25 protein-coding genes and 1 riboswitch are annotated in these 25,910 nt (G+C 37.1%); of the genes, 7 read left to right on the forward strand and 18 right to left on the reverse strand.

Annotated elements, in window-relative coordinates:
• Positions 1-21: 21 nt before the first annotated feature.
• The 3 genes from JHE06_RS09220 to JHE06_RS09230 form a co-directional block, all read right to left on the reverse strand.
• Positions 22-1,623 carry a PTS transporter subunit EIIC gene (locus JHE06_RS09220; protein WP_201088587.1) on the reverse strand — a complete coding sequence of 534 codons (1,602 nt, stop codon included), beginning with the start codon at positions 1,621-1,623 and terminating at the stop codon, positions 22-24.
• 109 nt (positions 1,624-1,732) lie between these two features.
• A complete protein-coding gene (locus tag JHE06_RS09225) occupies positions 1,733-2,509 on the reverse strand; it encodes a MurR/RpiR family transcriptional regulator (protein ID WP_082664197.1) in 777 nt (258 codons plus the stop codon).
• 135 nt (positions 2,510-2,644) lie between these two features.
• A complete protein-coding gene (locus JHE06_RS09230; protein WP_058919062.1) occupies positions 2,645-3,535 on the reverse strand; it encodes a DMT family transporter in 891 nt (296 codons plus the stop codon).
• Between the two features lie 204 nt (positions 3,536-3,739).
• Here JHE06_RS09230 and JHE06_RS09235 point away from each other — a divergent pair, with 204 nt between their 5' ends.
• Positions 3,740-3,913, forward strand: a complete 174-nt coding sequence (locus tag JHE06_RS09235; RefSeq protein ID WP_197408980.1) for a hypothetical protein — start codon at positions 3,740-3,742, stop codon at positions 3,911-3,913.
• Positions 3,914-3,959: 46 nt separating this feature from the next.
• On the opposite strand, the gene JHE06_RS09240 is transcribed toward JHE06_RS09235, so the two are convergent.
• Entirely contained in the window at positions 3,960-4,469 is a 510-nt protein-coding gene (locus JHE06_RS09240) for a DUF1003 domain-containing protein (protein WP_058919063.1), read from the reverse strand.
• Positions 4,470-4,647: 178 nt separating this feature from the next.
• Between JHE06_RS09240 and JHE06_RS09245 the strand changes: the two genes are divergently transcribed.
• Both JHE06_RS09245 and JHE06_RS09250 read left to right on the forward strand, forming a co-directional pair.
• Positions 4,648-5,454 (forward strand): MurR/RpiR family transcriptional regulator, encoded by an 807-nt coding sequence (locus JHE06_RS09245; RefSeq protein ID WP_058919064.1) that lies wholly within the window; start codon positions 4,648-4,650, stop codon positions 5,452-5,454.
• Between the two features lie 107 nt (positions 5,455-5,561).
• Positions 5,562-5,631: riboswitch (Fluoride riboswitch) on the forward strand.
• Between the two features lie 80 nt (positions 5,632-5,711).
• On the forward strand, positions 5,712-6,959 hold the full coding sequence (locus JHE06_RS09250) for a voltage-gated chloride channel family protein (RefSeq protein ID WP_201088588.1): 1,248 nt from the start codon (positions 5,712-5,714) through the stop codon (positions 6,957-6,959).
• 93 nt (positions 6,960-7,052) lie between these two features.
• Here the strand turns inward: JHE06_RS09250 and JHE06_RS09255 are convergent, their stop codons facing one another.
• The 6 genes from JHE06_RS09255 to trhA form a co-directional block, all read right to left on the reverse strand.
• Complete coding sequence (locus JHE06_RS09255) at positions 7,053-8,498, reverse strand: TrkH family potassium uptake protein (RefSeq protein WP_201088589.1); 1,446 nt, start codon at positions 8,496-8,498, stop codon at positions 7,053-7,055.
• Positions 8,491-9,867 carry a Trk system potassium transporter TrkA gene (gene trkA / locus JHE06_RS09260; protein ID WP_058919067.1) on the reverse strand — a complete coding sequence of 459 codons (1,377 nt, stop codon included), beginning with the start codon at positions 9,865-9,867 and terminating at the stop codon, positions 8,491-8,493. Before trkA ends, JHE06_RS09255 begins: the two co-directional genes overlap by 8 nt.
• 406 nt (positions 9,868-10,273) lie before the next feature.
• Positions 10,274-10,960 carry an N-acetylmannosamine-6-phosphate 2-epimerase gene (locus tag JHE06_RS09265; protein WP_201088590.1) on the reverse strand — a complete coding sequence of 229 codons (687 nt, stop codon included), beginning with the start codon at positions 10,958-10,960 and terminating at the stop codon, positions 10,274-10,276.
• A gap of 4 nt (positions 10,961-10,964) precedes the next feature.
• Positions 10,965-12,503, reverse strand: coding sequence for a maltose/glucose-specific PTS transporter subunit IIC (locus tag JHE06_RS09270; protein ID WP_201088591.1), 1,539 nt, complete (start codon positions 12,501-12,503; stop codon positions 10,965-10,967).
• 156 nt (positions 12,504-12,659) lie between these two features.
• Complete coding sequence (locus tag JHE06_RS09275; RefSeq protein WP_201088592.1) at positions 12,660-14,297, reverse strand: peptide ABC transporter substrate-binding protein; 1,638 nt, start codon at positions 14,295-14,297, stop codon at positions 12,660-12,662.
• A 203-nt stretch (positions 14,298-14,500) separates the two neighbouring features.
• Positions 14,501-15,148 (reverse strand): PAQR family membrane homeostasis protein TrhA, encoded by a 648-nt coding sequence (gene trhA / locus JHE06_RS09280; RefSeq protein WP_058919070.1) that lies wholly within the window; start codon positions 15,146-15,148, stop codon positions 14,501-14,503.
• A gap of 305 nt (positions 15,149-15,453) precedes the next feature.
• On the opposite strand from trhA, the gene spxA reads away from it, so the two are divergent.
• Complete coding sequence (gene spxA / locus JHE06_RS09285; protein ID WP_058919071.1) at positions 15,454-15,858, forward strand: transcriptional regulator SpxA; 405 nt, start codon at positions 15,454-15,456, stop codon at positions 15,856-15,858.
• A gap of 56 nt (positions 15,859-15,914) precedes the next feature.
• On the opposite strand, the gene JHE06_RS09290 is transcribed toward spxA, so the two are convergent.
• From JHE06_RS09290 to JHE06_RS09310, 5 genes are all read right to left on the reverse strand, one after another.
• Positions 15,915-16,301, reverse strand: a complete 387-nt coding sequence (locus tag JHE06_RS09290; protein ID WP_058919072.1) for a YbaN family protein — start codon at positions 16,299-16,301, stop codon at positions 15,915-15,917.
• Positions 16,302-16,492: 191 nt separating this feature from the next.
• The gene (locus JHE06_RS09295; RefSeq protein ID WP_058919073.1) at positions 16,493-17,428 is read right to left on the reverse strand and encodes a dipeptidase; all 936 of its coding nucleotides are present in this window, start codon (positions 17,426-17,428) and stop codon (positions 16,493-16,495) included.
• Between the two features lie 83 nt (positions 17,429-17,511).
• Complete coding sequence (locus JHE06_RS09300) at positions 17,512-18,936, reverse strand: DUF92 domain-containing protein (RefSeq protein WP_201088593.1); 1,425 nt, start codon at positions 18,934-18,936, stop codon at positions 17,512-17,514.
• Between the two features lie 876 nt (positions 18,937-19,812).
• Entirely contained in the window at positions 19,813-20,448 is a 636-nt protein-coding gene (locus tag JHE06_RS09305) for an SGNH/GDSL hydrolase family protein (RefSeq protein ID WP_201088594.1), read from the reverse strand.
• A gap of 29 nt (positions 20,449-20,477) precedes the next feature.
• Complete coding sequence (locus JHE06_RS09310) at positions 20,478-21,344, reverse strand: ROK family protein (RefSeq protein ID WP_201088595.1); 867 nt, start codon at positions 21,342-21,344, stop codon at positions 20,478-20,480.
• A gap of 193 nt (positions 21,345-21,537) precedes the next feature.
• On the opposite strand from JHE06_RS09310, the gene JHE06_RS09315 reads away from it, so the two are divergent.
• Positions 21,538-21,948 carry a hypothetical protein gene (locus tag JHE06_RS09315; protein WP_201088596.1) on the forward strand — a complete coding sequence of 137 codons (411 nt, stop codon included), beginning with the start codon at positions 21,538-21,540 and terminating at the stop codon, positions 21,946-21,948.
• Positions 21,949-22,005: 57 nt separating this feature from the next.
• On the opposite strand, the gene gloA is transcribed toward JHE06_RS09315, so the two are convergent.
• The 3 genes from gloA to mgrA form a co-directional block, all read right to left on the reverse strand.
• Positions 22,006-22,386 (reverse strand): lactoylglutathione lyase, encoded by a 381-nt coding sequence (gloA, locus tag JHE06_RS09320; RefSeq protein ID WP_058919077.1) that lies wholly within the window; start codon positions 22,384-22,386, stop codon positions 22,006-22,008.
• A 75-nt stretch (positions 22,387-22,461) separates the two neighbouring features.
• Positions 22,462-22,842: an SMU1112c/YaeR family gloxylase I-like metalloprotein gene (gloA2, locus tag JHE06_RS09325; RefSeq protein ID WP_058919078.1), complete on the reverse strand. Its 381-nt coding sequence runs from the start codon at positions 22,840-22,842 to the stop codon at positions 22,462-22,464.
• Positions 22,843-22,923: 81 nt separating this feature from the next.
• Positions 22,924-23,913 carry an L-glyceraldehyde 3-phosphate reductase gene (gene mgrA / locus JHE06_RS09330; protein WP_201088597.1) on the reverse strand — a complete coding sequence of 330 codons (990 nt, stop codon included), beginning with the start codon at positions 23,911-23,913 and terminating at the stop codon, positions 22,924-22,926.
• Between the two features lie 200 nt (positions 23,914-24,113).
• On the opposite strand from mgrA, the gene JHE06_RS09335 reads away from it, so the two are divergent.
• Positions 24,114-24,515, forward strand: a complete 402-nt coding sequence (locus JHE06_RS09335; RefSeq protein ID WP_058919080.1) for a VOC family protein — start codon at positions 24,114-24,116, stop codon at positions 24,513-24,515.
• Positions 24,516-24,954: 439 nt separating this feature from the next.
• Positions 24,955-25,875, forward strand: coding sequence for an AEC family transporter (locus JHE06_RS09340; RefSeq protein ID WP_201088598.1), 921 nt, complete (start codon positions 24,955-24,957; stop codon positions 25,873-25,875).
• The last annotated feature ends 35 nt before the right edge of the window (positions 25,876-25,910 follow it).

A 25,910-nucleotide genomic window follows, 5' to 3' on the forward strand; every position in this document is an offset into this window, starting at 1 on the left:
TTATATCTTCCTTTCTAATTTCTATTCATCGTCTTCTTCTCTGCCCAAGTACTGGTCTACAGATTTTCTAACACTATTGACTTGCAGTCCATAAACCACTTGAACATTTTGGTCTTTAATGATGACCCCGCTAGCTCCCGTTTCATTTTTCAAAATAGCTTCATCAACCATCCCAGGCTCATTCAGCGTTAGCCTTAACCTCGTATAACAGTTGGTTACTGTATTGATATTTCCCGCGCCTCCTAAGGCATTGACAATAATACTGGCCATGCCGGTTCCTTCTTGAGGTTGAACACCAGCAGTTTTTTTGCCTTTTACTTCATTGTATTCTTTTTTAGAGTACAATTTTGTTTCCTGGCCGGCTTCTTCGCGTCCGATCGTTTTAAAATTGAATTTCAAAATCAAAAAGCGGAAAGTAACATAGTAAAGAACAAAGAACAGAAGTCCAACTAAAATATACATTGGCCAGCCGGTCTTTTCGATTCCCAATGGCAAATTGTATAATAAGAAATCAATAAACCCATTCGGCCCGATAGCTCTAACATTTAAGAGATTCAGAACGACCATACTTAGTCCGCTAAACACCGCATGAATAACAAATAAAAGAGGTGCGATAAACATGAACGAGAATTCAATTGGTTCTGTAACACCAGCAATAAATGACGTCACAACAGCTGGTATCAAAATGGCTTTAGCTTTTCCTTTATTTTCAGGACTAGCTGTTTGGTACATGGCTAAACAGGCACCGATCAAACCAAACATTTTAGAAATACCACGCGCATCCCAGATAACGCTTGGAGAAAGAACGCTTACACTCGGATCAGCAATTTCAGCATAATAAATATTTCTTGCTCCTTCTAGCAGTTGTCCTCCCACTTCCTGAATTCCGCCTAACGAAGTATACAAGAACGGTGTGTACACTAAATGATGCAAACCCGTTGGGATCAACAAGCGTTCTAATGTACCGTATAAGAAAATACCGAAGTTTCCACTTTGATTGATCAATGTTCCTAAACTGTTGATTCCGTTTTGGAAGAAAGGCCAAATATAAGTAAACGCAATTGCTAATAAGACCACAACTGGAATCAAGACAATAAAGACAAATCGAGAACCGCCATAGATTTGGAAAGCGTTGTTAAATTCTTTATCCGCAAATTTATTATGAACGAATGCGGTCACGATTCCTAAGATGATCCCCAAGAAAACACCCATATCCAGTACTTGAACACCCATAACTAATGATTGTCCAGTTCCTTGTAATGAGTCTACTTCAACTAAAATTCCTTTTAGTTCCATAAATTTGTTCATTGCATTGATAAATACCAAGTAACCCAGCAAAGAGGTAAACCCTGCTTCTGATTTTTTCTTTTTAGCCAATCCTACAGCTAAACCAACACAAAATATCAGCCCTAAGTTATTTAAGATCGACACCAATGATCCAGATAATATCATTCCAAATCCTGTTGTGATTGGATTGTCAAAAAACGGAACTGTTTCAATGAGTTTTGCATTGGTAAACAAATTTCCGAGTGCAATCAGAATCCCTGCAATCGGCAGAATCAGTACTGGAATGAACATCGCTTTTGAAAATCGCTGCATGCCGTCCATCAATTTTGTCTTCATTATTTTTTCCCCCCTGTTATCTTTTATGGTTTCAGTTTATCGTGTAAGCGCTTCGTTGTATAGCGTTTTTGGCATTTAAAAAACGTGTTCCAGTAAACTGAAACACGTTTCACAACTCAATTTTATTTTTATCTGAATTTAATAGCTGTAGGTATTCTTTCATTAAGTACTCGAACAACATGAGCAATCTTGGAAAAAAGACCGTCGGCAACATATTGCGATCGTCTAACTTATTGTTGTCCATTATTTTAAAATTGAGATCGGACAATTCTGCAACCCTGTTCTTTGTTTCCTTAGTAAAGGAGACCGTAAAAATATTGCTTTCGTTAGCAATCGTCAACTTTTCAATAACTTGCTGTGTTTCCCCAGATTTTGAAATAACGACTAATGCACCGATATCTTGTAGATTGTTTTCAAAAACACCTATTGAGTCGGTTCCTGTTGCAATAGTCGCTTTTCTTCCTAATACCAATAACTTTTTATATAAGTATTCTCCAGCAATAGCGGAAAAACCTGTTGCATAAATAAAAATATGTTTTTGCGGCAAAGATAAAACGTTGGAGATAAACAATTCAACATCTTGTAAAGTCTGATCTTTTAATAAATCTTGTTGGTTAATACTAAATAGCCCATCTGTGTAATCATTGAGATCAACTGCTGCTTTTTTCACCATTGGCAGCAATTGGTAATAAAGGTCAATAAAACCCGTATACCCTAATTTTTGAGCTAACCGAATAACAGTGGACGGAGAGGTATAGTTTTCTTTCGCAATCTCTCGAACCCCCATTTGTAAAACATCGTCAATATTTTCGAGGATGTACTTTAAAATTTTGATATCTAATTCAGTTAGGTTTTTTCCTTGAATCAATTTGCTGACATCAATCAATTTTATCCGCTCCTACTCTTCCCAGCTTGATCTAACTGTTTTAATTATAACTAAGATAAGGACGAACTACAATTAGCCGAGAGTTTCTAACGTGCATCCTTGCCAGTTTTTATGGTACTTCCTCCAAATAAATTCTTAATCTCTTTCATAATGTGTCGTTTTTCTATGCTTCATTTTTTTAAAATCAACTTCAGAAACCAAAACCCCCATTAAAATCACTGCTGCCCCGATAGCCATTTGCAGGGTTATCTGTTCCTTTAATAAGACCATCGAAAATAACATGCCCCATAATGACTCCATCGAAAGAATGATGGCTGTTTCGGTGTCTGTGGTAAAGCGTTGTGCAGCTGTTTGAACCATAAATCCAACCATAGTAGAAAAAACACCTAAATACAAAATGGATAAACTGCCAGTCACATTCGTTAGAGATGGAAATGCGTCTCCTCTAAAAACGTTAACAACCAAGCCGCATAAGGTTGCTACTCCCATTTGTACGATCATAATGGCAAAAATATTTTCTTTGCGGACAAATCGGCTTGTAAAAATAAGTTGCAGCGAAAAGAACACAGCACAAATCAACGTTAAACTGTCGCCTATGTTAAAACCATGGAATCCTTCTAATGATAATAAACCAATACCGATAATAGATAAAAAAGCGCCAATATAAGCTCTGATAGAAATTTTGTTTTTGAATAGCAACAGACCAATAAAGGGCACTAGAACGACACTGATTGCAGTTAAAAAAGCATTTTTAGAAGGAGTTGTGTAGGTCAAACCGACCGTTTGAAAAGCAAATGCTAAATACAACAAGATACCTAGTATCCCGCCTCTTACTAACGTTGTTTTAGTGATTCTTTTTAACATATTAAAAAACAATACCACCATGACGACAAACGCCACCAAAAAGCGGCCAGTCATAAGCTGGTAAGGATTTAATACATCTAGTGCCACATCACTGACAACATATGCAGCTCCCCAAATAATAGTGACAAGCAATAATCCTAGTCTTCCAAGATTTCTTTTCATTTTCTAACTCCTTTACGCGTTTCTTCATTGAACAGTTTACCATGGACCGCTTAAAAATAGTTCTCTCTTTTTAAAATTAGAAAACCGCAGCAATTTTCCATCTATAAACACGTCTCTTTATGAAGAACAAAATCATATCAGTACTCTTCTTCAGTTTTTTTGCTATAATGAAAAAGAAGAAACAACAGTTGTTGGAGGTGGAATATGTTTAATATATTTGGAAAGATCATGATCGTTATCGGACTTATTTTAATTATTTTTGGCTACTTTGGACCAGTTAAATCAGGAGACCCTATTATCGGCTCTATTTTTATTTTAGTTGGTTTAGCTATGCTGGCATTAGCTTTTGTTGTTGGAAAAGACAATCCGCGCGTGTAAGGAAAAGCAATAAAATAAGCTGAGCATATCAATGCTCAGCTTATTTTTAGTATTTTTTTTCTAAGTTGTCCATTCTTTTCTGCATATCAGCTTGCTGCATCAGAATCTTGTCTAATTTGTCATGAATGTCTTCTGATAATATTTCAGATTTCAAGTTAACTTTAAAATCATTTTCAGCAGTTTTGCGGTCGCGTTCGGCTTGTCTGTTCTGACTCATTAAAATGACTGGGGCTTGAATCGCTGCTACACAAGACAAAACCAAGTTTAACAAGATAAATGGATAAGGGTCAAATGAATGATTTCCAGTAAGTTGATTGAATACGATCCAACCTAAGAGAGTAGCTAAAAAAATAATGATAAATTTCCAACTGCCAGCAAAAAGAGTGATGCGATCGGCTAAGCGTTGACCAAATGTCATGGAAGTACGTTTTGTATTAACTTCTTTAGAGACTTTAGTATCCTTTAGAATTTCAATGATTTCTGCTGCATCATTGGTTAACAGTTCTTCGTCTAAAATGATTTGAGCCAATTCTTCTCGCGTAACTTTATCTCTCATCAGATGCCGCCTCCACTTGTGCTTATTTTTCTTTTAGTATAGCACCAAAGTTAAAAAAGAGCGGTAAATTACTTTGTTTGAACCAACATAATTATTCGGCTTCGTTTCATCACGCTTTGTGTAATCTCTGCTTAAATGGTATTCTAAAAGAAAATGAATCCATAGGCAGGTAGTTCAAATGGTAAACAATCTTAATCTTTCAAATCGAGTTTCACAGAATTATAGTCTTTTGACAAAAAAGGATAAACAAATTGCAACGTTTATATTAGAACAACAAGATCAAATTGATCACTGGAATATTAAAGACTTAGCTCGTCTCACGGAAACTTCCAATGCGACAATCACTAGATTTTGCCATAAACTTGGGTACCGCAGTTTTTCAGAATTCAAAACATTTATCAGTCAAGAATCCATTGTTGCGCCTGCGCCAGTTCACTTAACAGAGAAAATAACCGATTATTATACCCAATTGGTTCACTCTTCTTCTCAATTAATCGACCACACAAAAATCGGAGAATTGGTTAATGCCATTCAACAGTCAAATAAAATTTTGATTTGTGGTTTAGGAAGTTCTGGGTTGAGCGCCATGGAATTAAAATCCCGGTTGACACGTATGGGACTGACCGTTGATGCCATCACGGATCCGCATATGATGTTGATGAGTGCTACTTTATTACAAAAAGGCGATTTGCTCATTGGCATTTCTAACTCTGGCGAAACAGATGCTGTTGTTGAAGCCTGTGAAGTTGCTAAAAAGGAAGCTGCGACTATTTTTGCTATAACCAATCGCAATCACACCAAATTAACCGATATTGCCACCGGTATTTTGTTTGCTTCTGATAATCGAACCATTACAGATCAACGTTTTATCAATAGTCAGTTGCCTATTCACTTTATTTTAGATATTTTATGTTATGCTTTGCTCGAAAATGAGACCTATTTAGCGAAGCACAAAAAAACATTAGCTTCCCTAAACTTGGAATAGTTTCATCAAACCGTTTTAGTTGCTTGAAAAAATAAGGGTAAAGCTGCACATCTGCATTCGTTTATTTCTTGAATTTTATTTTTTTTCATGCTACTCTTGGTGCAATAAAGTAAATAGGCGATGGTGTTCGCCCTTAACTATCATAGTAAGTTTATGATTAATGACGCCTACTTAAGAAAACGTACGTCCGTATGTTTTTTTAAGTAGGCGTCATTTTTTTTCATTAGAACGAGCTAGCAAGAAAAAGGAGGAAAAAGATGGTAACGAAAGAATTTTTTTCAAAAAACAGCTTTATAGCAATCGCTGTTTATCTTGTTAAATGGATCAGTATAGCTGGGGTGTTGAGTCTTTTGATCGGCTCTGTTTCAGCTTTCTTTTTAATAAGCTTGGATTGGGTCACTCAACTACAAACTACTTATACTTGGCTGCTGTACTTATTGCCTTTTGGAGGGGCTTTAATTTCTTTTTTGTATAAAAAAGTCGGGAAAAATGCTATTCGCGGAAATAATTTGGTTATCGAACAAGCCAATGGGAATGAAGAGAACATTCCTCTTCGGTTGGTTCCTCTAACCTTGTTTGGAACACTGACCACTCATTTGCTTGGCGGGTCTGCTGGCCGCGAAGGTACCGCTGTTCAAATGGGTGGAGCGTTGGCAGAAGCTATCGGAAAACTGATCCGCTTAACTAAACCTGACCGTAAAATCATTGTGATTTGCGGCATCAGCGGTGGATTTAGTGCCGTTTTTGGAACGCCTATAGCGGGCACTGTATTCGGTTTGGAAGTATTGGCTTTAGGTTTGATTAGACATGAAGCTTTACTGCCCAGCTTTTTTTCGGCTTACTTCGCAAACCTTGTTACTAAAAGTTATGGCGTGACGCATGCAGTGTATGAAATGGAAGCAGCTCCTGATGCTAGCGCTACTTTATTGGTAAAATTGATTGCGGCAGGAATCGCATTTGGACTTATCGGGTTAATTTTTAGCCGCTCAATTGTTTTGATAAAAAAATATTATACTAAATGGATGCCAAACCCTACTGTTCGAACATTCATTGGCGGATGTGTTATTCTAATTTTCGTCTGGGTCATCGGCCGCGCTTATCTGGGGTTGAACTTGCCTTTGCTTGCTCAAGCCTTTACCGGTGATTCAGGCCCTTATGATTTTTTAGGAAAATTGATTTTCACTGTTTTTACACTTGGTGCAGGTTACCAAGGTGGAGAAGTTACGCCGTTATTTGTGATTGGTGCTACTTTGGGAAGTTCATTAGCTGTTTTGCTTCATTTACCGATCAGTTTTTTAGCTGGACTAGGTTTTATAGGTGTTTTTTCAGGAGCTACCAATACGCCGATTGCTTGTTTTATAATGGGGATCGAATTATTCGGATCTGAAAATGCTGTCTATTTATTTTTGATTTGTGTCATCAGCTATCTTTGCTCGGGAAACTCAAGTATTTATGCTTCTCAAAAAGTTGGTGTAGAAAAAGGCAGCTTATTCTTGGAAGATTAAGCCTCTCTTTTAATTTTATTCATTAATACCTCATTGAAAAAAAAGCACTGCTCTTCGCTGAATAAACGAAGAGCAGTACTTTTTTCAATTTGTTTATTTTTTCCAAGTACTTGGAGAAAATAAAATAATCATCGGAAAGATTTCCAATCTTCCAGCAATCATCACGAAAGACAATAACACTTTTAGCCAATCGGATAATTCGGAAAAATCGCCGGTCAAGCCTAACGTACTAAATCCTAGGCCAATATTATTAAACGTCGCTACAACTGTACCAAAAGCTGTTTCAAAGTCGGAAAAGTCTAGACTAACGATTAATATCAAACTAATAAAGATAACTAAATAAACCAATAAATAGTTTAGTACTCTACGAAGGATATCGCGGTCGACTGTTTTATTATCGTATTGCACAGCAACAATGCGATTGGGATGACGAATCCGTTTAAATTCTGCAAAAGCCGATTTTAACAGCAAAATGACTCGTGAGATTTTTAGACCACCCGCTGTTGAACCCGCACTTGCTCCGACAAACATCAATAGCAATAAAATCACTCGTGAAAATAAAGGCCAGTGTCCAAAATCCACAGTTAAAAAACCTGTTGTAGTGATCACAGAAGAAACTGAAAAAAATACATCTCTAAACATTCTTCCAAATGAATGGTAGGTACTGAATAAGTTCAAACAAATCAATAAAAAGGCTGAACCAATAATCATAAAATACCAACGCAATTCTTCACTGCTGAAGGCTTCTTTGACATGTCGGACCAAAATAAGGTAATAGATGTTGAAGTTGACACCAAATAAAATCATTCCCACACTTAATACTGTCTCGATATAGGCGCTGTCATAAGGCTCTATACTCCCATTACGAATGCCAAATCCGCTAGTTCCTGCTGCTCCAAAAGCATGCAGCAATGCTTCAAAAAGATTCATTCCGCCAAAAAGCAGCAAGACAACCATTATAGCGGTCATCGAAAGGTAAATCAGGTACAAAATCCTTGCTGAAGAAGAAAGTTTAGATACTAACTTACCGAAAACAGGACCTGACACTTCTGCTTTCATGATATGAACAGATTCCGAACCGATTTGCGGCATGATAGCCAATGCAAAAACAAGGACTCCCATTCCGCCTACAAGTTGAGTGAAACTGCGCCAAAATAACATGGAATGCGAAAGGGCTTCAACATTTTGAATAACACTTGATCCCGTTGTAGTAAAACCACTGGTAGTTTCAAAAAAAGCATCTATCAGAGAAGGTATGTCGCCGCTGATAACGAAAGGGAAAGCACCAAAAAAGGATAATAGAACCCACGATAATGAGACGATCACAAAACCTTCTTTGGCGTAAATCTGCCTTTCCTCTATTTTACTTCTAGATAACAAATAACCGGTTGCGGTTAAAAATAAAATAGGAATCAGAAAACTTAATTGATATAAACTGTCTTCTCGATAAATAAAACTGACAATTAGAGGAATGATCATTAAAACAGCTTCTATTCTAAGTATCCCGCCAATAATGTATTTCACCATAGCATTATTCATTTTTCTTAACCTTCTTTGATTCCCAGATATCATCAATATCATTAAATGTACGCTGTGTACTAACTACTATGACATGATCTTTTGGTTTAATTACATCTTCTCCACTAGCGAAAATGACTTTCTTTTTCCTAATGATATAAGCAATCAAAAGATTGTTTTTTGTATTCAATTCATGTAACGGTATGTTAATGATGCGGCTATTTTCCTTTACTCTGAATTGAAGAACTTCAACTTGGTCATCGGCCAAACGATAAAGTGCTTCAACATTTGAACCTTGAGAATTTTCTAGTGAACGAACAAAACGAATGATGCTGTTTGCGATAATTCGTTTTGGTGTCACAATAGACTGTAACCCTACGCTTCCTAAAATTTTCATCAATGAGATGCGGTTGATTTTAGTAATGATTTTTTTCATATCTTTTTTAGCAGCATACATGGAATTAATGACATTTTCTTCATCGACACCTGTTAAGCTGATAACTGAATCATACATTTCCATTCGTTCTTCATCTAGGAAGCTTTGATCGGTTCCATCGCCATTGATCACCACAACTTCTGGAAAATGACTGCTTAATTCAAATGCTTTATCTTCATTTTGCTCAATGACTTTAATATCTAAGTTTGAAGGGGCTAGTAAGGTTAACAAGTAATAGGTGATCCTGCCGCCTCCAATAATCAAGACTGATTTGATTTTTTCCTTATAAGTCCCAACAGCTTTATAGAACTTGTTCAAGTGTTTTTGGGCTCCTGTTACATAAATGCGGTCACCCTTCTTTAAAATAGCATCACCAGAAGGAATAAAAGCCGTTTCCCCTCTTAGAACGATCATAACCATAATGTTTTTATAGTGATTTTTAAAATCAATTAAACTAATATCAATTAATGAGCTATTTTCACCAATTTCCATTTCTACCATGCTTACTCGACCATTAACAAAAGATTCGACGCTTAGAGCTGAAGGAAATTTAATCAAATTAGCCATATGCTTAGCAGCTTCTAGTTCCGGATTGATCATCATTGTCAAACCTAGACTCTTTTGTACAAAATCCATATGAGAAGAGTATTCTCGGTTCCGGACCCTTAAAATAGTGTTTTTAGCCCCTAACTTCTTGGCTATAATAGACGAAATCATATTGATTTCATCTTTTTCTGTAACTGCAATAAATATGTCACATTCAGAAACAGCTGCTTCTATCAGGACATCATAGTTTGCTCCATTGCCAACAATGCCGATAATATCGGTTTTATTTGTGATTCGATCTAAAATTCTACTATTTGCTTCAATGAGGACCACATCATTTCCTTCTGTGGAAAGTGCAGTACAAAGAAATTCTCCAACTTTCCCTCCACCTACAATAACGATTTTCATAGTACCTTGTATCCTCCAAGCTATTTTATATTTATATATATCCTTTTTAAGAATAAAAAATGTGGTTTTGTTTCCTATTTAAATTGAAACAAAATAGTCACAGAATGCTTTTCAGAAAAACCATTCATGCGCTATATTATCACTCTATAGGTAAACATTCTAGTCTTAACATAGCTGATGGAGTTTTTTTTCGCAACTATATGATTCTTTTAATAAAAAATGGGCCATCTTTCCTTAATTTATGACTTGTTCAAATAGTTTGCAACAGTTTTTCTAGATATTTCTTGAAGCTGTCTGCACATTCACTTAAAAAAGACCAAAAAACAATTTAAAAAATCCGTCTCTTTACAACTAAATAAACTCACAGCTAGAAGTCGGTTTTGACTTCTAGCTGTGAGCTTATTTATTAACTGTTCATTTTGTCTACAAATGCTTTTGTGATCAATTGTGGTCTTGTGATAGCACTTCCGACCACCATTGAATAAACGCCTAATTCTTGGCAACGTTTTGCTTTTTCAGGAGTATCCACATGTCCTTCTGCAATTACCGGAATTTTGACTGTTTTTAAAATTTCTTTTAGTCTGGCAAAGTCTTCATCAGCGATATTGTGGCCTTCTGATTCTTTTGTATAACCCATCAAAGTCGTTGAAACACAATCGAAACCTAATTTTTCTGCCTCAACAGCTTCTTCGATCGTTGAAATATCTGCCATCAATAAAACATCTGGATATTTTACACGAATGTTTTGAACAAAATCTGATAACTTTTCATCATGGGGACGTTTGCGGCAAGTTGCATCCAGCGCAATCATTTCACAACCCGTTTCCGCTAACTCGTCTATTTCTTTCATTGTTGCGGTAATGAAAATTTCTGAATCTTCATAATCGCGTTTTACGATTCCAACGATAGGCAATTTCGTATTTTTTTTGATTTCAATGATATCTTCTTTTGAATTGGCACGGATACCGCTAGCGCCGCCTTCTTCAACAGCTACTGCCATGCGGCCCATAATATATGAACTGTGCAATGGTTCGTGTGCTAAAGCTTGACATGAAACGATTAATTTTGATTTTACTTGTTCTAACATATTCATTTACTTATTCATCTCCTAATAATTCGGTTACTTCATTTTTGATGACCGTCACTTGCGGGCCATAAATAACTTGAACTCCATTTCCTTTGATCACGACGCCTTTGCTGCCGGTTTCCTGCAACTGAGCCTCGTTAACTTTTGTCCCATCTTTAACTGTGACACGTAAACGAGTAGCACAGTTATCTACATTGACTAAGTTCTCTTCTCCGCCTAAAGCGTTGATGATATTAAGTGCTCGTCCTTCTGGCTTTTCTTTGCTTTCAGCTACTTCTAGTTTATCTGTCCGTCCAGGCGTTTTGAAATTGAATTTTAAAATCAAGAACTTGAAGGTAAAGTAATACAAGAAGAACCAAACGATCCCAATAACGATAACATACATCCAATGTGTTTTGGCATTTCCTTGCAAGACCCCAAAAAGCATAAAGTCAATAAATCCGCCAGAGAATGTTTGTCCAATGGTGATTTCGAAAATGTGAGCTAACATGAAAGCTAAACCATCAAAAAATGCATGTACAACGTATAACGGAGGTGCGATAAATAAAAACGAGAACTCAAGCGGTTCAGTGATCCCGGTTAAGAAAGAAGTCAAAGCTGCAGATAACATCAACCCGCCGACAACTTTTTTATTTTCAGGTTTAGCGGTTTTGTAAATCGCATAAGCAGCTCCTACCAAACCAAACATCATTGTGATAAAACGGCCAGACATGAAACGTGAAGTTCCTTCAAAGAATTGTATTGTTGAAGGATCCGCCAATTGAGCGAAGAAGATATTTTGTGTTCCTTGAACTAGATGGCCACCAACTTCTAATGTTCCACCTAAAGCGGTTTGCCAGAAAGGCAAGTAGAAAATATGGTGTAGTCCAAAAGGTCCTAAAAGCCGTAAGATAAAACCGTAGAAAAAAGTTCCAAGGTAACCTGTCGCGTTAACAACGTCTCCGATACTAAAAATGATTCCTTGGAAGAAAGGCCATACAAAATACATGATCGTGCCTAAAATGATAGCCCCAAAAGAAGTGACGATCGGAATAAACCGTGAGCCTCCAAAGAAACCGAGGTACTGCGGCAACTCAATTTTATAATAGCGATTGTGTAACCAAGAAGCCATGATCCCTACTACTAAACCACCAAAAACACCAGACTCAAGAGTTTGAATTCCTAGTGTAACTCCTTGACCAACAGCTGCCAAATCTTCCGTAACCAACTGACCCGTAAGCCCTAGAATAGCATTCGTTGTTGAATGCATCACTAGATAACCAATCAAAGCAGCCAACGCAGCTGTCCCTTTATCATTACGAGCTAGTCCAATAGCGACACCGACTGCAAAGATGACAGGTAAATTAGCAAAGACGATATTTCCGGCACTGCTCATGACTGTAAAAATAGCTTGCAGCCAACTCACATCTAAAACCGGATAAGCACTAACGGTGTTCGGGTTTGATAAAGCGCCACCAATTCCAAGCAACAAACCTGCTGCTGGTAAAATTGCAATCGGTAACATAAATGATTTTCCAAATTGTTGTGCTTTTTCAAAGAATGTTTTCATTTTTTTCGCTCCTTTAACATTTTCATTTCTGTTGCTTTATTCTACTTCATGAAAATGTTTTCGTCAATACATTTAAAAAGAAAATATTTTCTAAGAGAAAAAAAGAAAGAAAACAAGCTGTTTTCTCTCTCTTCTTATCCAAACATACTTTTCAGTTTATTCCTCGATTGAGACTAAGCGATAAGAAACCGTACGTCCTAACGGCAAAACCAACAAGTCTTTGACTTCTGGCGCTAATAAGTACGCTTGGGCTCCTTGATAAATAGGCGTGATCACGGCATCTTGCTCGATCAATAATTTTTCTAATTCCAACATTTTTTCCCAACGCTTTAATGGGTCGATGGCTAATGTAGATTTGACCTCATTAATGCCTTGATCGTAGGCTTCACTCACATATCCACTTGTATTTAAACCGCCGGTAGATTGATAAATTTCTAAAAAGTTAATAGGGTCTTCATAATCAGGTGTCCAAGTTGAAAAGGCCATATCAAATTCGCCTTGTTCGGTTAAATTCAAACGATTTTTTAACGGCACATTTCGCAAACTAATGGATAAACCTGGCAGATTCTGTTCGAATTGTGCTTGTAAAAATTCGCCAGTTTTTTTAGATGCTTCTGTGTCCGATGTTAATAATTCCAATTGTATTTCTGTCTGTCCCAACTCTTTTTTTGCTGTTTCCCATTCAGCTTGTGCGGCTTCAACATCGTAGGCTAAAAAATCCCCGTTTTCAGCACGAAAATCTTCATCGGTTTCGGGATTGCTGGCATAACCCGCTGGTATGATTCCATTTAACGGTTGAGAACCATCATTCAAAACAGTATTGGTAAAGACTTCTTTATCGACTGCTAAAGATAAAGCTCTTCGCAAGTGCACATTTCCAGTGGTCTCGCGCTTTTCATTGTATGAAACGTATCCGTATAAAAACTTTAATTGATCATGATAATCCGGTGAATCTTGGTACTGTTTGGCATATTCATTGGCTAACGTGGTGTATTGAACATCTCCGCTATCAAACAAATTCACGCCGGTACTGGTTTCTTTAATAACTTCAACATCGATTTGTTCCATTTTAACGTTTTCGGCATCCCAATACTCAGGGTTTTTGGTAAAGGTCCAGTTCAAATTGGTTCCGTTCCATTTGGAAATGGTAAAAGGTCCATTCGTGACGACTTTATCGCTATGCGTTCCATACTGTTGTCCTTGATCGCCAGCAAAATTTTTATTTTGCGGGAAAAACGGGGTGCCTGTTAATAATTTTGGCAGATAAGTAATCGGGTTTTCTAAAGTTAACTCCAGTGTTTTTTCATCTACTGCTTTTACCCCTAATTCCTCTAAAGCCATTTCTCCATTACGGATAGCTGCAGCATTTTTAAAGATATCCATTTGATTTGAACTAGGTGAACCATTTTCAGGATCAACGACTTTTTGAAAAGCATAAACAAAGTCTTCTGCTGTAACAGCATCTCCATTTGACCACACAGCCTCTCTCAACTTAAATGTATACGTTTTGCCATCTTCACTTACATCCGGTTCACTTTCAGCTAATCCTAGCTCGGGATTATTTTTGCCATCAATCCGATACAGCCCTTCAAAAATTTGCCCAATAGCATCAGAACTCGTAACATCGCTATACAAAGCACTATCTAATGTAGCTAATTCTCCTGTAGCCGTTGCGACCATTTTTTGCGGAACTTCAGCAGTATCTGAACCTGTTGAACTTTCCCCATTGCCGCAAGCTGCTAACATAAAAATCCCCATCATCAAAAAACTGGTAACCCTCAACTTCTTTTTCATAAAGACCCTCCTTTTATGAGCTTAACATTCCTTTTTCTAACCTAACAGCATATAGTTTTAGCTTAGCTTTCTAAATTATGACTGTCAATTTTAAAGTACTTACTTTATGAAAGAATTTAGATAAACCAACCGACAAAAAAACTCAAGCTCCTTTCTCTTTTATGTAGGAACTTGAGTTGATCATTTTTTAGTTTTTTTATTGTTTAGGTATATAACAAGATTGCAAAATACATAAATCCAGTTCCGGTCATTACAAACAAATGCCATAAAACATGCATAAATTTTACGGAACGCATGCTGTAGAAAGCTGCTCCAATGGTAAAAGCCAATCCGCCAGCTAACAATAGGCCAAAGCCATTCGTGCCTAATCCCGCATAAAGTTCTTTGATCGCTACCATACACAACCAACCCATGCCAATATACAACACTGTCGATAAATTTTTAAACTTTTCAATCCAAAGACTCTTGTAAATAATTCCTAAGATAGCAATGACCCATACGACATAGAATAATGCCCAGCCTTTTGCGCCGCCTATTGTGATCAAACACAACGGTGTATAACTTCCAGCAATCAAGACATAGATACTGCTATGGTCAAAAATTTTAAATAATTTTCGGGCGCGCGTGAAAATCAAACTGTGGTAAAGGGTCGAACATAAGTACAGCAAAATCAAAGAAGCACCAAAAATACTATAGGATACTATCTCCAACGTGGAACCTGTTTGCGCCCCTTTTAAGAGTAAGACGATTAATCCAGCGATACTCAATCCGACACCAATACCATGAGTGACCGCGTTTAGAACTTCATTTGTGATTAAGTATCGTTTAGAAAAAACTTCATTTTTTTTCATCTTGCTTCCTCCGTTCCCTGTCATTTGATTCCAACGCGCTTCTTTCGAGAGCAACGTTCTTTGTTTTTTTATTTTATCATAGAACACATAACTATGCAAACTAGTTAACGAAACTAGATTGCGTTCGTGGCAAATGTTTCTTTTTAGGATAAATGTTTAAAATTGTGGCCGAAATGTGGCAAAACCTATTGTATTTTTTTTTTTTTAGTTTATACTATTAATTGTAAGGGTTTACTTAATCCTTTCTTCTTCGCTCCACTTGCTTAGCTCAACATCTGTTTTGACTTAATAAGGAGGACATAAAAATGATTACTTTATATACATCCCCAAGTTGTGCGTCTTGCCGAAAAGCGCGTGCATGGTTGGAAGCAAACCACATAGATTACTTAGAAAAGAATATCTTCAATGAACCGTTATCGATCGCTGAACTTAAATCAATTCTAAGGCTGACTGAAAATGGTACGGAAGAAATTATTTCTTTTCGTTCGCAAGTCTTTCAAAGTTTAAATATTTCTTTAGAGGAGATGCCTTTACAAGAATTGCTCGAATTGATTCTGAAAAACCCAGGTTTAATTCGCCGCCCCATCTTAATCGATGAAAAAAGGCTGCAAGTCGGGTTTAACGAAGAAGATATTCGCCGGTTCTTACCTCGAGATGTCCGGAAGTTAGAACTGCAAGAATTACAAAAACAATTGCCGATGGGCTATTAACAACAAAAAATTAAAAAAGGCTCAGCAAAGGGAATAACCCTTACTGAGCCTTTTATTTATTCGTTTTCATTGATTTTTCTTGTTTTAACAAAGAATAATAAAACAACGGTTTGAGTAACAAGCATCAGGCCCAACATCACTTTAATCAATAAAATAGGAACAAAATAAATAGATATTCCTACCATAATATAAATGCTGATCAACATCTTTATTTTTTTATCAATTGAGATAGAGCGGTGCTCTAAATATTCCCCCACATAATTTTGGTAAAGTTTTGTTGATTTCAACCACCAGTTGAACTTTTCTGAGCTCCGAGTAAAACAGTAAAGTGCTAATAGCAAGAACGGCGTAGTAGGCAGTAACGGTAAGAACGAGCCAATAGCTCCAAGAACAAATGACGCCAAGCCAATGATGATCAAACTGTATTTTTTTAATTGTTTCATATAACCTTCCTCACCTACTTTATTTCTTTTCAGCTCTTTTAGTAGCATACGCCAAAAAAAGGATTAATTCAAGGATAAGAAAGCAGCCATGTGAAAGTTTGTTCTAATTCATTCTTTATGAAATCAGTATAATTTTGATAAAAAAGAACCAGTTGTTTTAACTATCACAACTAGTTCAGTCCAGCAGTTCATTATTTAGGCAAATGTTCTAAAAAATTTCGGCCGGTAAAACCTGCAACTTCTTCTTTAGTGAATGTTTCGCACAAAGCCAAAATCAAGTTTTGTACTTCGCCTGCATGTGTCAATCCTTCAATATGCGAACTGATTCCATCAAAGTCAGATCCAAAACCGATGTTAGCAACCGCTCCTAAATCCACTAATGCCTCAATATGACGCACTAGGTCCGGTATCGCGGCTCCTTTTAATTCTCCTTCGTCAACTGTAAAAGGCGGATTGTAAACGACGTGTATCATGGCATCTCTTTTAACCAAAGCTTTGATTTGATCGTCGTTTAAATTTCTAACGTGGCGGCATAAACGCAACACATTGGAATGTGTCGCAATCGGATATTTCGCTGCTTCCATGACGTCCCAAAAACCCTTGACACTTAAATGAGCCACATCCGTAAAGACTTTTCGTTCATTTAAGCGTTTAACGATTTCAAAACCAAAAGATGTTAACCCCCCGCCTCTTGGTTCTTGAATACCGTCTGCGGCTAAGTTAGCAGGATTCCATGTCAGCCCTACGGATAACACCCCTAAATCTAACAAGTGGTCTAGCTTTGTCAAATCATTTCCAATCGCTTCAACTCCTTCTAACGTTAAAAAGGAACCAATTTCGCTTTCTTGCAGAGTATGTATATCTTCCCATTGCTTGATTTGTTTCATTTCAGGATTCTTAGCTAATACTTCTTCTTGATAATAAGTGATTTGTTCCAAAGCTGCTGCGTACTTTTCTTCTACGACAATAGCGGGATCAAGAAAAATAGCAAAAGCTTGGATTTTTACTTTTCCTTCTTTTAGACGGCTTAGGTTGACATTCAATTCTTTTGAATCTTTAAAACTTAGTTGTCCTTTAGCTTCTTGTAGTTTTAATAATGCATCACAATGCAAATCGATCACATTCATCGTTTTCCCTACTTTCTATTGGTTCCTCATTTTTCATTAACTGCTTTTATTTTAACACATCCTTGTTAATGGAACGCAACTACTCAAACAAATAAGACAAATAAAAGTCCCGTCACCATTACGGTCACAAAGTTAACCACATCGTTGGTAATAAACCCTAAGCCGGAAACCTGTTCGAGCAGTTGACCATTTTGAGTTTTGCGTTCTGTTATCCCACTGGCACTTTTATATTTGGCTTGCAAAGTACTGCCAAATACACTGTCTATCACTGTTCCAATAAAACCGAATAACCACACCATCAAAAAAATTCGGACAGAATACTGACCTAAAGCTAATAAAGCGATTATACCTGAACCTACGATACCACTAAGCAGACCCAACACACTTATTCCGCCAGACAACCCTGTTTGTAAAGTCTTCAACGTTAAAATCGAAATCGGCGGCTTGCTGCTCAGCATGCCTACCTCTGAAGAAAAGGTATCGGCACTAGCTGCAGCAAAACTAACCAACGCTGCCAATTTAAACGCATCATTTTGAGTTAAGCAGGCAATAAGTACAAAAAGAACAGCTGGAAGAGCATTCGCAATCACTTGTACAGAACCACGTGTGCCTTTTCGTTCGTGTAACTGAGTCGCTGCAACTTTTTGCTCTATGCCAAGTTTGCTCAAACCACTTCCGAGACCCGCAAAAAGGATCATTGCTGAATAAACCGTCCACCCGCCGAACACATACAACACTGTTCCGACTAGATAAGCTGTTAGACAAGATCTGGCCGTTAGTGCATCGACTAACCAAGCTACAAATAGAATGAATACAGTCAAAACACTGTTAACAATCATACCGGTCAGCAGCGGAAAACTAAATAAATACAATAAAACGGCTATTCCAATTGGAAAACTTAAATTGTCGTAACCCCTAGTCGTAAATAACTCTAAAAGCATGCCGCAAAAGCCAGCCGCCACTCCAACCAGAATGAAAGGAACCGGTAAATAGATATAAGCAAGAAAACCAGTAATGACGGCTACTACACTAAAAACTGTTACTGAACCTTCTAGTGTTTTGTCGCCAAATTTAGCGGGTAATTTAATTTTGCCCCATTTTGTTCCTACGACTGCTGCTAAACCATCACCATAAGCCATACTCAAGATTCCGCCTAAAGCTAAATAAGGCTTATCCAAATACAAAGCGCTGCTAATAAGCAGCAACAAAGATACTGCGTACCAGACCGTTCCAAATGTTTTATTTTCTGACCGTTCCATGGCCTTGATCAAACCTTTTTCAACAGACAGGTAATTCATTATGATCGCTAGCATAGGAACGATTGCTGCTGCTATAGGCGACGTAAAATAATACAATGCAATAAAAACCAAATTCCCTAATAGGATATGGATAAGTTTGCGTGAACTTTCTTCTTTCAAGTGCCATTTTTTTTGCATCAGCGAAACGCCGCTTAAGATGACGCTCACATACACCAATGACCAAATAACTCCTAATGCATTTGTTTCCAACTTTTGTACTCCCTTCAAGATAACAGATACTGTTCTCTTTATTTTACCTTGTGGATCACAAATTGCAACGAATGGTTTTCAATCAAAAGAAGGGTTTTCCTACTCTTTTATGATTGCCTTAAACTTGCTCTTTAATTCATTTCGCAATAACATTAATTGCAACCGTTATTTTTATCGCAAAAAAAAAGGCACTGACAAAAGCCAGTACCTTTTCCGACAATATTTATTTTCATAAATAGGTCCCATGAATTCCACAAAACAGAGGGGTCCAAACACCTGCATCTCGCAGTTGTACCTAAGTACGGTGTGCCTTGTCTAATTCTAACCACTAGTCGCCGCAGCGAAATGACCGAAGTCACCTGGTCAGAGTCAACTCATCGCATGTATAGTACTATACCACAGGATATCTTTATTTACAAGTCTTATTGATTTTTTTTAAAATGATTTCCAAGTTGTTCTAACAAGGAGAGACCTTGAATACAAAAAAGCACTTCAAAAGCTCATAGAAGCTTGTTGCTTTGTCAAATCCCCCTTATATATCGAGTGTTATTTAGGATCGTACTGCAATAGAAAATTTTATAGAATTAGAAGGAATAAATGTGCGGATAAATTTTTTTCAAAAAATTCTTTCTTATACCTCTTTATTAAAAATGTGAATTTAAAATCCTACAGTACTCAAAAGGAGTTTGCGGACCTTATCCAATGTTTTCCCTACTAGTTAAGGTCCATATCCTGGTTTTAAGGACCTTAAGTCAGTTATTCCATCCTTGATAGGGTCCTTAACAAGAATTGCTCCACCAATCCAATCAAGACGGACCTTTTCGGGCGTAGCCGAAAAGCACAAAATAAAAAAAACTCTCAAAATATTTCGAACTATTAATTCTCAAGTTGTTCTAACCAGGCTTTTGCAATGACTGCATGTCCTGCTAGCGTTGGATGAACGCCATCTTGACCAGTCCAATAAGCATAACTTTGTTTCATCCCCAGCGCATTCAGTCTCTCATCTAATGCCACAAAATCTGTTTCATATTCTTTTGCTAGTTTGCGAATAACTTGAATTCTTGAATTTAAATCTATCCGCCATTCCTTTCTATCTATGGGATGCGGTAAAACAAAAGGTTCCATTAAGATAATTTGGGCGTTGGTTCGTTCTTTAACAGTTTGTAATAAGATACGGTAGTAGAATTCAAATCTATCGATAGACTCTTGTGTTCCAAACGCTTCCGTTCCCACATTATGCCAGGTATCATTGATCCCAATCAAAATCGAGACAATATCAGGATCCAGAGCTAAACAATCCTCTTCCCACCGGTTTGCCAAATCAGTGATTTTATTGCCGCCTATACCGCGATTTACTAGCGACAGATTTAATTCAGGATAACGTTCCAATAAAGCAGCCGCTACCAGTAAAGGATAACCGCAGCCTAAATCTGTTGGATCTTCACGTCTGCGATTTGCATCGGTTATACTGTCTCCAATAAATAAAATGGTCGCTTCTTTCTTTAGTTCCATGTAATACACCCTTCTGACTGTTTTTTCGCTTACTGTAAATAATTAGCTACTGCGCCAATTAAATTTGCATCATTCTTGAACTCACAGGTTTTAATCAATGGTTTGAATGGTGCAATTTTAACTGTTTCTAAAATTTTTTCAAATTCTTCTTCTAACTTTTCTACTAAACCAGCCTTATTTGAAATTCCGCCTCCAATTAAAATAACTTCTGGGTCAAAGCTATATTGCAAGTTATAAATACCACGGGCTAAATAGGTATAGAAGGTCGCTGCTTCCTCTTGCGCTATCTGGTCGCCTTCATCTGCAAGTTGAAACATTTTTTTTCCTGAAATCGTTTCAGGTTCGTAGCCTTTTCTTTTCGCATAACGTTTAGCCATATTAACAGCTGTCGCTAAAGTACTGAATGTTTCATTTTCTGTCATTAACATAAACCCAAATTCCCCGCCGAATAGGTGCTTGCCGTGTTGAATTTGACCGTCTACGATCACCGCTCCGCCGATTCCTGTTCCGACCACAACAAATAAGACATTTTTTAATCCTTTAGCCGCCCCTTTCCAAATTTCGGCTAAAGCGGCACAATTGGCATCGTTTTCAAAAGTTACGGGACAGTTAAGAACGGTTTCCAGTTCATCATAGATTGGAAAGTTATGTAAATAAGGCAGAGCACTCGCACCTTCAATAATGCGTTTTTCTTGGTTCACTGCCCCAGGAGAACTAAACGCCACTCCATCGATCGTAAACGTTTCTTCTGCTGTCTCTTTGATTCTTATTAAACTGCTTTTCATTTCTTCCCAAGTAGCTGGCGTCTTTAAATTGCCTTTATGGCTTAACTCTTCATTTTCCCAAACGCCATATTTGATAGACGTTCCGCCAATATCGATTGTCAATAATGTCATTTTGTCACACTCCTCTCTATAAGAATAAGCTATTCTTTTAAAAAAAGCTAGACAAAAGTAAAACCCTTACATTCTATCTTTTTATTCCTTTTGATATGCGTTTTATTGGTATTTACTATTTTTCTGCTCTATACTTAGTCTAGGGTTTTCTTATTCAACCGTGACGTCAGATAGCAAGAGGAGGCATCACAATATGAACGAAAAGACTATTTTGGATTATTTAAAACGGCATGGTTTAGAAGCCATACCTGGACAAACAATCTTTGCTGAAAAACTGCCCACTAAAAAAAATTGGTTTAAAAAGTTACTTGGAATGGAGAAAAACAAACCCTATTGCATTAACTTTTCTAAACATGAACTCGTACTCATGCCCTTAGATACAAAAACTGATTCATTAAAAGAAGGAGTTTACAATCAAATTCCTTTAAGTGAGATTGAAAAAATACGGTTTGAAAAGCCGGCAGCTGATAATGAATTGATTGTGGATTATAAAAACACTCAAAAACCTGCAGAACATTATTTTATTCCACAAGAATATGCCGCTACTCCTTGGCACAGCAAAAACTTGATGCATTTAATTGAACAATTCGGATCCGAAAAATAGCTTCTTAAAAAGAAAAAACAGACCATAAAAATGGACTGTTTTTTCTTTTTAACTTTTTTAGTTTTGAATAACTTCAATTTTATATCCATCTGGGTCCATCACAAAAAAGTAACTTGCTGCGCCGTCAGATAAACCTTTTATATCTGTCATGTCGCACTTCAATGCTGTATATTCTTCGTGTGTTGCTTTTAAGTCATCCACACCAACAGCAATGTGACCATAACCGTTTCCTAAGTCATATGGTTCTGTTTGACCATAGTTATAAGTCAACTCTAATTCATAGCCGCCTTCTTCGATAGCTAGATAAACCAATGTGAATTTAAACTCTGGATAATCCAAGCGACGAACTTCTTTAAACCCTAAAACAGACGTATAGAAATCCATCGATTTGTCTAAGTCTCTTACACGCACACAAGTGTGCAACATTTTTTTAGCCATTTAACAAAAACTCCTATCTCTTATTTTATTGCCTACAATCCTCATTTTAACGTATCTCACGCTTTTATACAAAAGTTACTCATGTAGCTCGATCGGCAAGTCGTCTGGATCTTTAAAAAAAGTAAAATACCCGCCTGTATATTCGTCTCGGCGAATCGGCTCAGTTTCGACTCCTTTTTGGTTTAATTCAGCTACTGCTTCATCAATATCGTTAACGTAAAAACACAAATGTCTCAGGCCAGCAGCTTCCGGCATAGAGGGACGTTCTGGCGGGTCAGGAAAAGAAAATAACTCAATTTCACTTTCGCCAATTTTTAAATCTAATTTATAAGAGTCTCTTTCAGGACGGTAATTTTCTTGAATAATTTCCAATCCCAAAATATTGGTATAGAAGTCTTTAGATTTTTGATAATCAGAAGCAATGATAGCGACATGATGAATTCGTTTAAAGTTCATTTAAAACACCTCTCCATAAAATTGAACCCTCTTATTCTATTGTTATCTAGAACAAAAAGGCCCAATTAAAAGTTCACTTGACTAACGTTTCAAAATCTTTTCAATTTCTGCTAATTCTGAAAGAGAAAAATCAAGGTTATCTAATGCTTTTACATTATCTTCGATTTGGCTTACTTTGCTGGCTCCAATCAAAACGCTCGTAACTTTGCCATCTCTTAAAATCCAAGATACAGCCATTTCAGCTAATGTCTGACCGCGGCGTTTCGCAACTTCATTTAGCGCTCTTGATTGCTCTAACGTAGCTTTCACTTTTTCTTCATCTAAGAATTGACTCGTTGTCCGACCAGCTCGTGAATCTTTCGGAATACCGTTCAAATAACGGTCTGTCAACATACCTTGCGCTAAAGGACTAAACGCAATGGACCCTAATTGGTTTTCTTGTAAAACGTCTTGTAAACCATCTTCTATCCAACGGTTATACATACTGTAAGAGGGTTGGTGAATAATGAATGGCGTTTTTAATTCTTTGAAAATTTTTGAAATTTCAGCTGTTTGTTCGGCAGAATAATTAGAGATTCCAATATATAAGGCTTTGCCTTGGCGAACCATTAAGTCCAATGCTTGCGCTGTTTCTTCAAAAGGTGTATCCGGGTCTGGACGGTGAGAATAAAAAATATCAACATAATCTAATCCCATCCGTGTCAAACTTTGATCAATACTAGCCGTCAAATTCTTTTTAGAACCAAACTCGCCATAAGGACCTGGCCACATATAATAACCAGCCTTACTTGAGATGATCAGTTCATCACGGTATGGAAGCAAATCTTTCTTTAAAATACGGCCAAAATTTTCTTCGGCACTGCCCGCTGGAGGACCGTAGTTATTGGCTAAGTCAAAATGCGTGATTCCCAAGTCGAATGCACGGTGAATCATTTTACGGCTGTTTTCAAATAAATCCACGTCACCGAAATTGTGCCACATTCCTAAAGACAATGCTGGCAATTTTAATCCACTGTTCCCTACACGATTGTAAATCATATTGTTGTAACGATCTTCTGCTGCTTGATACATTCAACCACTCCAGTTCTTTGGTCTATTCTCTTTCATTTTTATTATAACGCTTTCAACTAAAGAAAACAATCTATTGGAAGAGACAGAAGTTCTTAATAACTCGTGACAGAAATTTAGTTTTCTTTTTAAAGTGTTAAAAATTGACTCTGTTTTTTATTCGAGAGAAAATAAAGGTACTACTATCAAAAGGAGCGATTTCTATGACTCAATCTGTTTTTCCATTTCTCATGTTTAATGGCGATGCAAAAGAAGCTTTAACCTTTTATTCCTCTGTCTTCAAAGATTTCAACCTGATTTCTATGAAAGAAAATGACGGTATTGTGCTTCACGCTATTTTTTCTATTAAAGGACAGCAAATTATGGCCATCGATAATACAAATGGAGATACTCATCACTTTTCACCGGCTATGTCTTTGTTCGTCACTTGTGCTAACGAAGAAGAGCTGGAAACGACTTTTACTAAACTGAAACACAACGGCACTGTGATGATGCCTCTTGCTCCTTTGCCGTATGCAAAAAAATTCGGCTGGATCGCCGATAAATACGGTGTCAATTGGCAATTGAATCTGCATTTAGATAAAGACCAGGAACCTATTTTTTGATTTTTGGTTTTCTTGGTCCGCTTTGCATATCGTTTGATTATTCTTTGTTTAAACAACATAATTAACCTATAAAGAATCTTGCTTCTGTCAACTGTCGTTTGATTTAAACTTGATGTACTGCCGTAGAAAGGATGATCAATGATGACTACTTTGAATGCAATGTTATTGTTAAAATTCATTTTCACTCTTAGTTTAGTTTTCCCACTCTTCATTGCTTCTTATTTCTTCCGTCTTGTACACACTAAAAAATTGATTCCAGTCCGCAACCATTAATGTTATCAATCTAAGAACCCTTTACTGTAACAATGGTTTTCAGTATATTGCTGAAAACCATTGTTTGTTTTGTAGTTCAAACGATTGGTTTTTTCTTACTCTTTTAAAATAAGAATCATGTATACTAGTACTATGTAACTTTTCAAAGACTGGATGTGAAAAATAAGTGAATGTTTCCGGCATCATTTCAGAACAATTAGGCATTATGTTCCTACTGATTTTATTTGGGTACCTGCTGGTAAAAAAAGAGGTCTTAGATACTTCAGGAACCAAACAAATCGCTAGTATGCTAACAACCTACATAACTCCCACCATTCTGATCATGTCTTTTCAACAAGACTACGAGTGGGAACAACTAAAAGGGCTCTTCATCACCATGGGGACTGGCTTTCTCTTAATTGGATCAAGAATCGCAGTCAATCGACTTGTTTTAAAAAAAGAGGAGCGAATTGACCGTTATGCTGCTATTTTTTCGAATTCAGCTTTCGTTGGTATTCCCTTGGTTATGGCTGTTCTTGGCTACGAAGGTGTTTTTTATATGACCGCTTATATGACTGCAACAACTCTCTCTCAGTGGACGTATGGCATTTATACTCTGTCAGGAGACCGCAACCTGATTACACCACGAAAAGCTATCTTTAATCCTGCAACGATTGGAGCTATTATCGGCTTAACGCTCTATGTCTTACAAATAAAATTGCCTTTTGTCGTTTCTGAAGCATTGTACACGATAGGAAATTTGAACACACCTTTAGCGATGGTTTTATTAGGGAGTTACGTAGCCCGCAGTAAATTGCTCGAGGTTTTCACTTCATTAAAAGCCTATTGGGTGAGTCTCTTACGCTTAGTGATTTTGCCAATCGTTGGATTAGGCATTCTTTGGCTGCTGCCCATTGACGATTATTTGATTTTGATGGTCTTATCCATTGCTTCCTGTGCGCCGATAGCCGTTAATACTGCACTTTTCTCACAAATTTACGGCGGTGATTATGAGTATGGAGCGCGATTAGTCATTTTGTCTACTTCGCTCTCTATTATTACTATGCCGCTGATACTGATGTTATCTGATTTTGTTTTTAAATTATAAGACCAAAAGCCCGTCTCAGTGTCTATTGCTGAGAC

The sequence above is a fragment of the Carnobacterium sp. CS13 genome (genome assembly GCF_016653495.1).
Lineage (GTDB): Bacteria > Bacillota > Bacilli > Lactobacillales > Carnobacteriaceae > Carnobacterium_A > Carnobacterium_A antarcticum.

Excerpts from the sequence above, each read along its gene's own strand:
- gloA2 (WP_058919078.1), bottom strand. The coding sequence starts at position 22,842 with ATGAACTTTAAACGAATTCATCATGTCGCTATCATTGCTTCTGATTAT.
- trhA (WP_058919070.1), bottom strand. The coding sequence starts at position 15,148 with ATGAAAAAAAATGAAGTTTTTTCTAAACGATACTTAATCACAAATGAA.
- JHE06_RS09310 (WP_201088595.1), bottom strand. The coding sequence starts at position 21,344 with ATGACATTATTGACAATCGATATTGGCGGAACGTCTATCAAATATGGC.
- JHE06_RS09255 (WP_201088589.1), bottom strand. The coding sequence starts at position 8,498 with ATGAATAATGCTATGGTGAAATACATTATTGGCGGGATACTTAGAATA.
- JHE06_RS09230 (WP_058919062.1), bottom strand. The coding sequence starts at position 3,535 with ATGAAAAGAAATCTTGGAAGACTAGGATTATTGCTTGTCACTATTATT.
- JHE06_RS09245 (WP_058919064.1), top strand. The coding sequence starts at position 4,648 with ATGGTAAACAATCTTAATCTTTCAAATCGAGTTTCACAGAATTATAGT.
- spxA (WP_058919071.1), top strand. The coding sequence starts at position 15,454 with ATGATTACTTTATATACATCCCCAAGTTGTGCGTCTTGCCGAAAAGCG.
- JHE06_RS09275 (WP_201088592.1), bottom strand. The coding sequence starts at position 14,297 with ATGAAAAAGAAGTTGAGGGTTACCAGTTTTTTGATGATGGGGATTTTT.
- gloA (WP_058919077.1), bottom strand. The coding sequence starts at position 22,386 with ATGGCTAAAAAAATGTTGCACACTTGTGTGCGTGTAAGAGACTTAGAC.
- JHE06_RS09295 (WP_058919073.1), bottom strand. The coding sequence starts at position 17,428 with ATGAATGTGATCGATTTGCATTGTGATGCATTATTAAAACTACAAGAA.
- mgrA (WP_201088597.1), bottom strand. The coding sequence starts at position 23,913 with ATGTATCAAGCAGCAGAAGATCGTTACAACAATATGATTTACAATCGT.
- JHE06_RS09235 (WP_197408980.1), top strand. The coding sequence starts at position 3,740 with ATGTTTAATATATTTGGAAAGATCATGATCGTTATCGGACTTATTTTA.
- trkA (WP_058919067.1), bottom strand. The coding sequence starts at position 9,867 with ATGAAAATCGTTATTGTAGGTGGAGGGAAAGTTGGAGAATTTCTTTGT.
- JHE06_RS09305 (WP_201088594.1), bottom strand. The coding sequence starts at position 20,448 with ATGGAACTAAAGAAAGAAGCGACCATTTTATTTATTGGAGACAGTATA.
- JHE06_RS09315 (WP_201088596.1), top strand. The coding sequence starts at position 21,538 with ATGAACGAAAAGACTATTTTGGATTATTTAAAACGGCATGGTTTAGAA.
- JHE06_RS09250 (WP_201088588.1), top strand. The coding sequence starts at position 5,712 with ATGGTAACGAAAGAATTTTTTTCAAAAAACAGCTTTATAGCAATCGCT.
- JHE06_RS09220 (WP_201088587.1), bottom strand. The coding sequence starts at position 1,623 with ATGAAGACAAAATTGATGGACGGCATGCAGCGATTTTCAAAAGCGATG.
- JHE06_RS09270 (WP_201088591.1), bottom strand. The coding sequence starts at position 12,503 with ATGAAAACATTCTTTGAAAAAGCACAACAATTTGGAAAATCATTTATG.
- JHE06_RS09240 (WP_058919063.1), bottom strand. The coding sequence starts at position 4,469 with ATGAGAGATAAAGTTACGCGAGAAGAATTGGCTCAAATCATTTTAGAC.
- JHE06_RS09335 (WP_058919080.1), top strand. The coding sequence starts at position 24,114 with ATGACTCAATCTGTTTTTCCATTTCTCATGTTTAATGGCGATGCAAAA.
- JHE06_RS09290 (WP_058919072.1), bottom strand. The coding sequence starts at position 16,301 with ATGAAACAATTAAAAAAATACAGTTTGATCATCATTGGCTTGGCGTCA.
- JHE06_RS09265 (WP_201088590.1), bottom strand. The coding sequence starts at position 10,960 with ATGAATATGTTAGAACAAGTAAAATCAAAATTAATCGTTTCATGTCAA.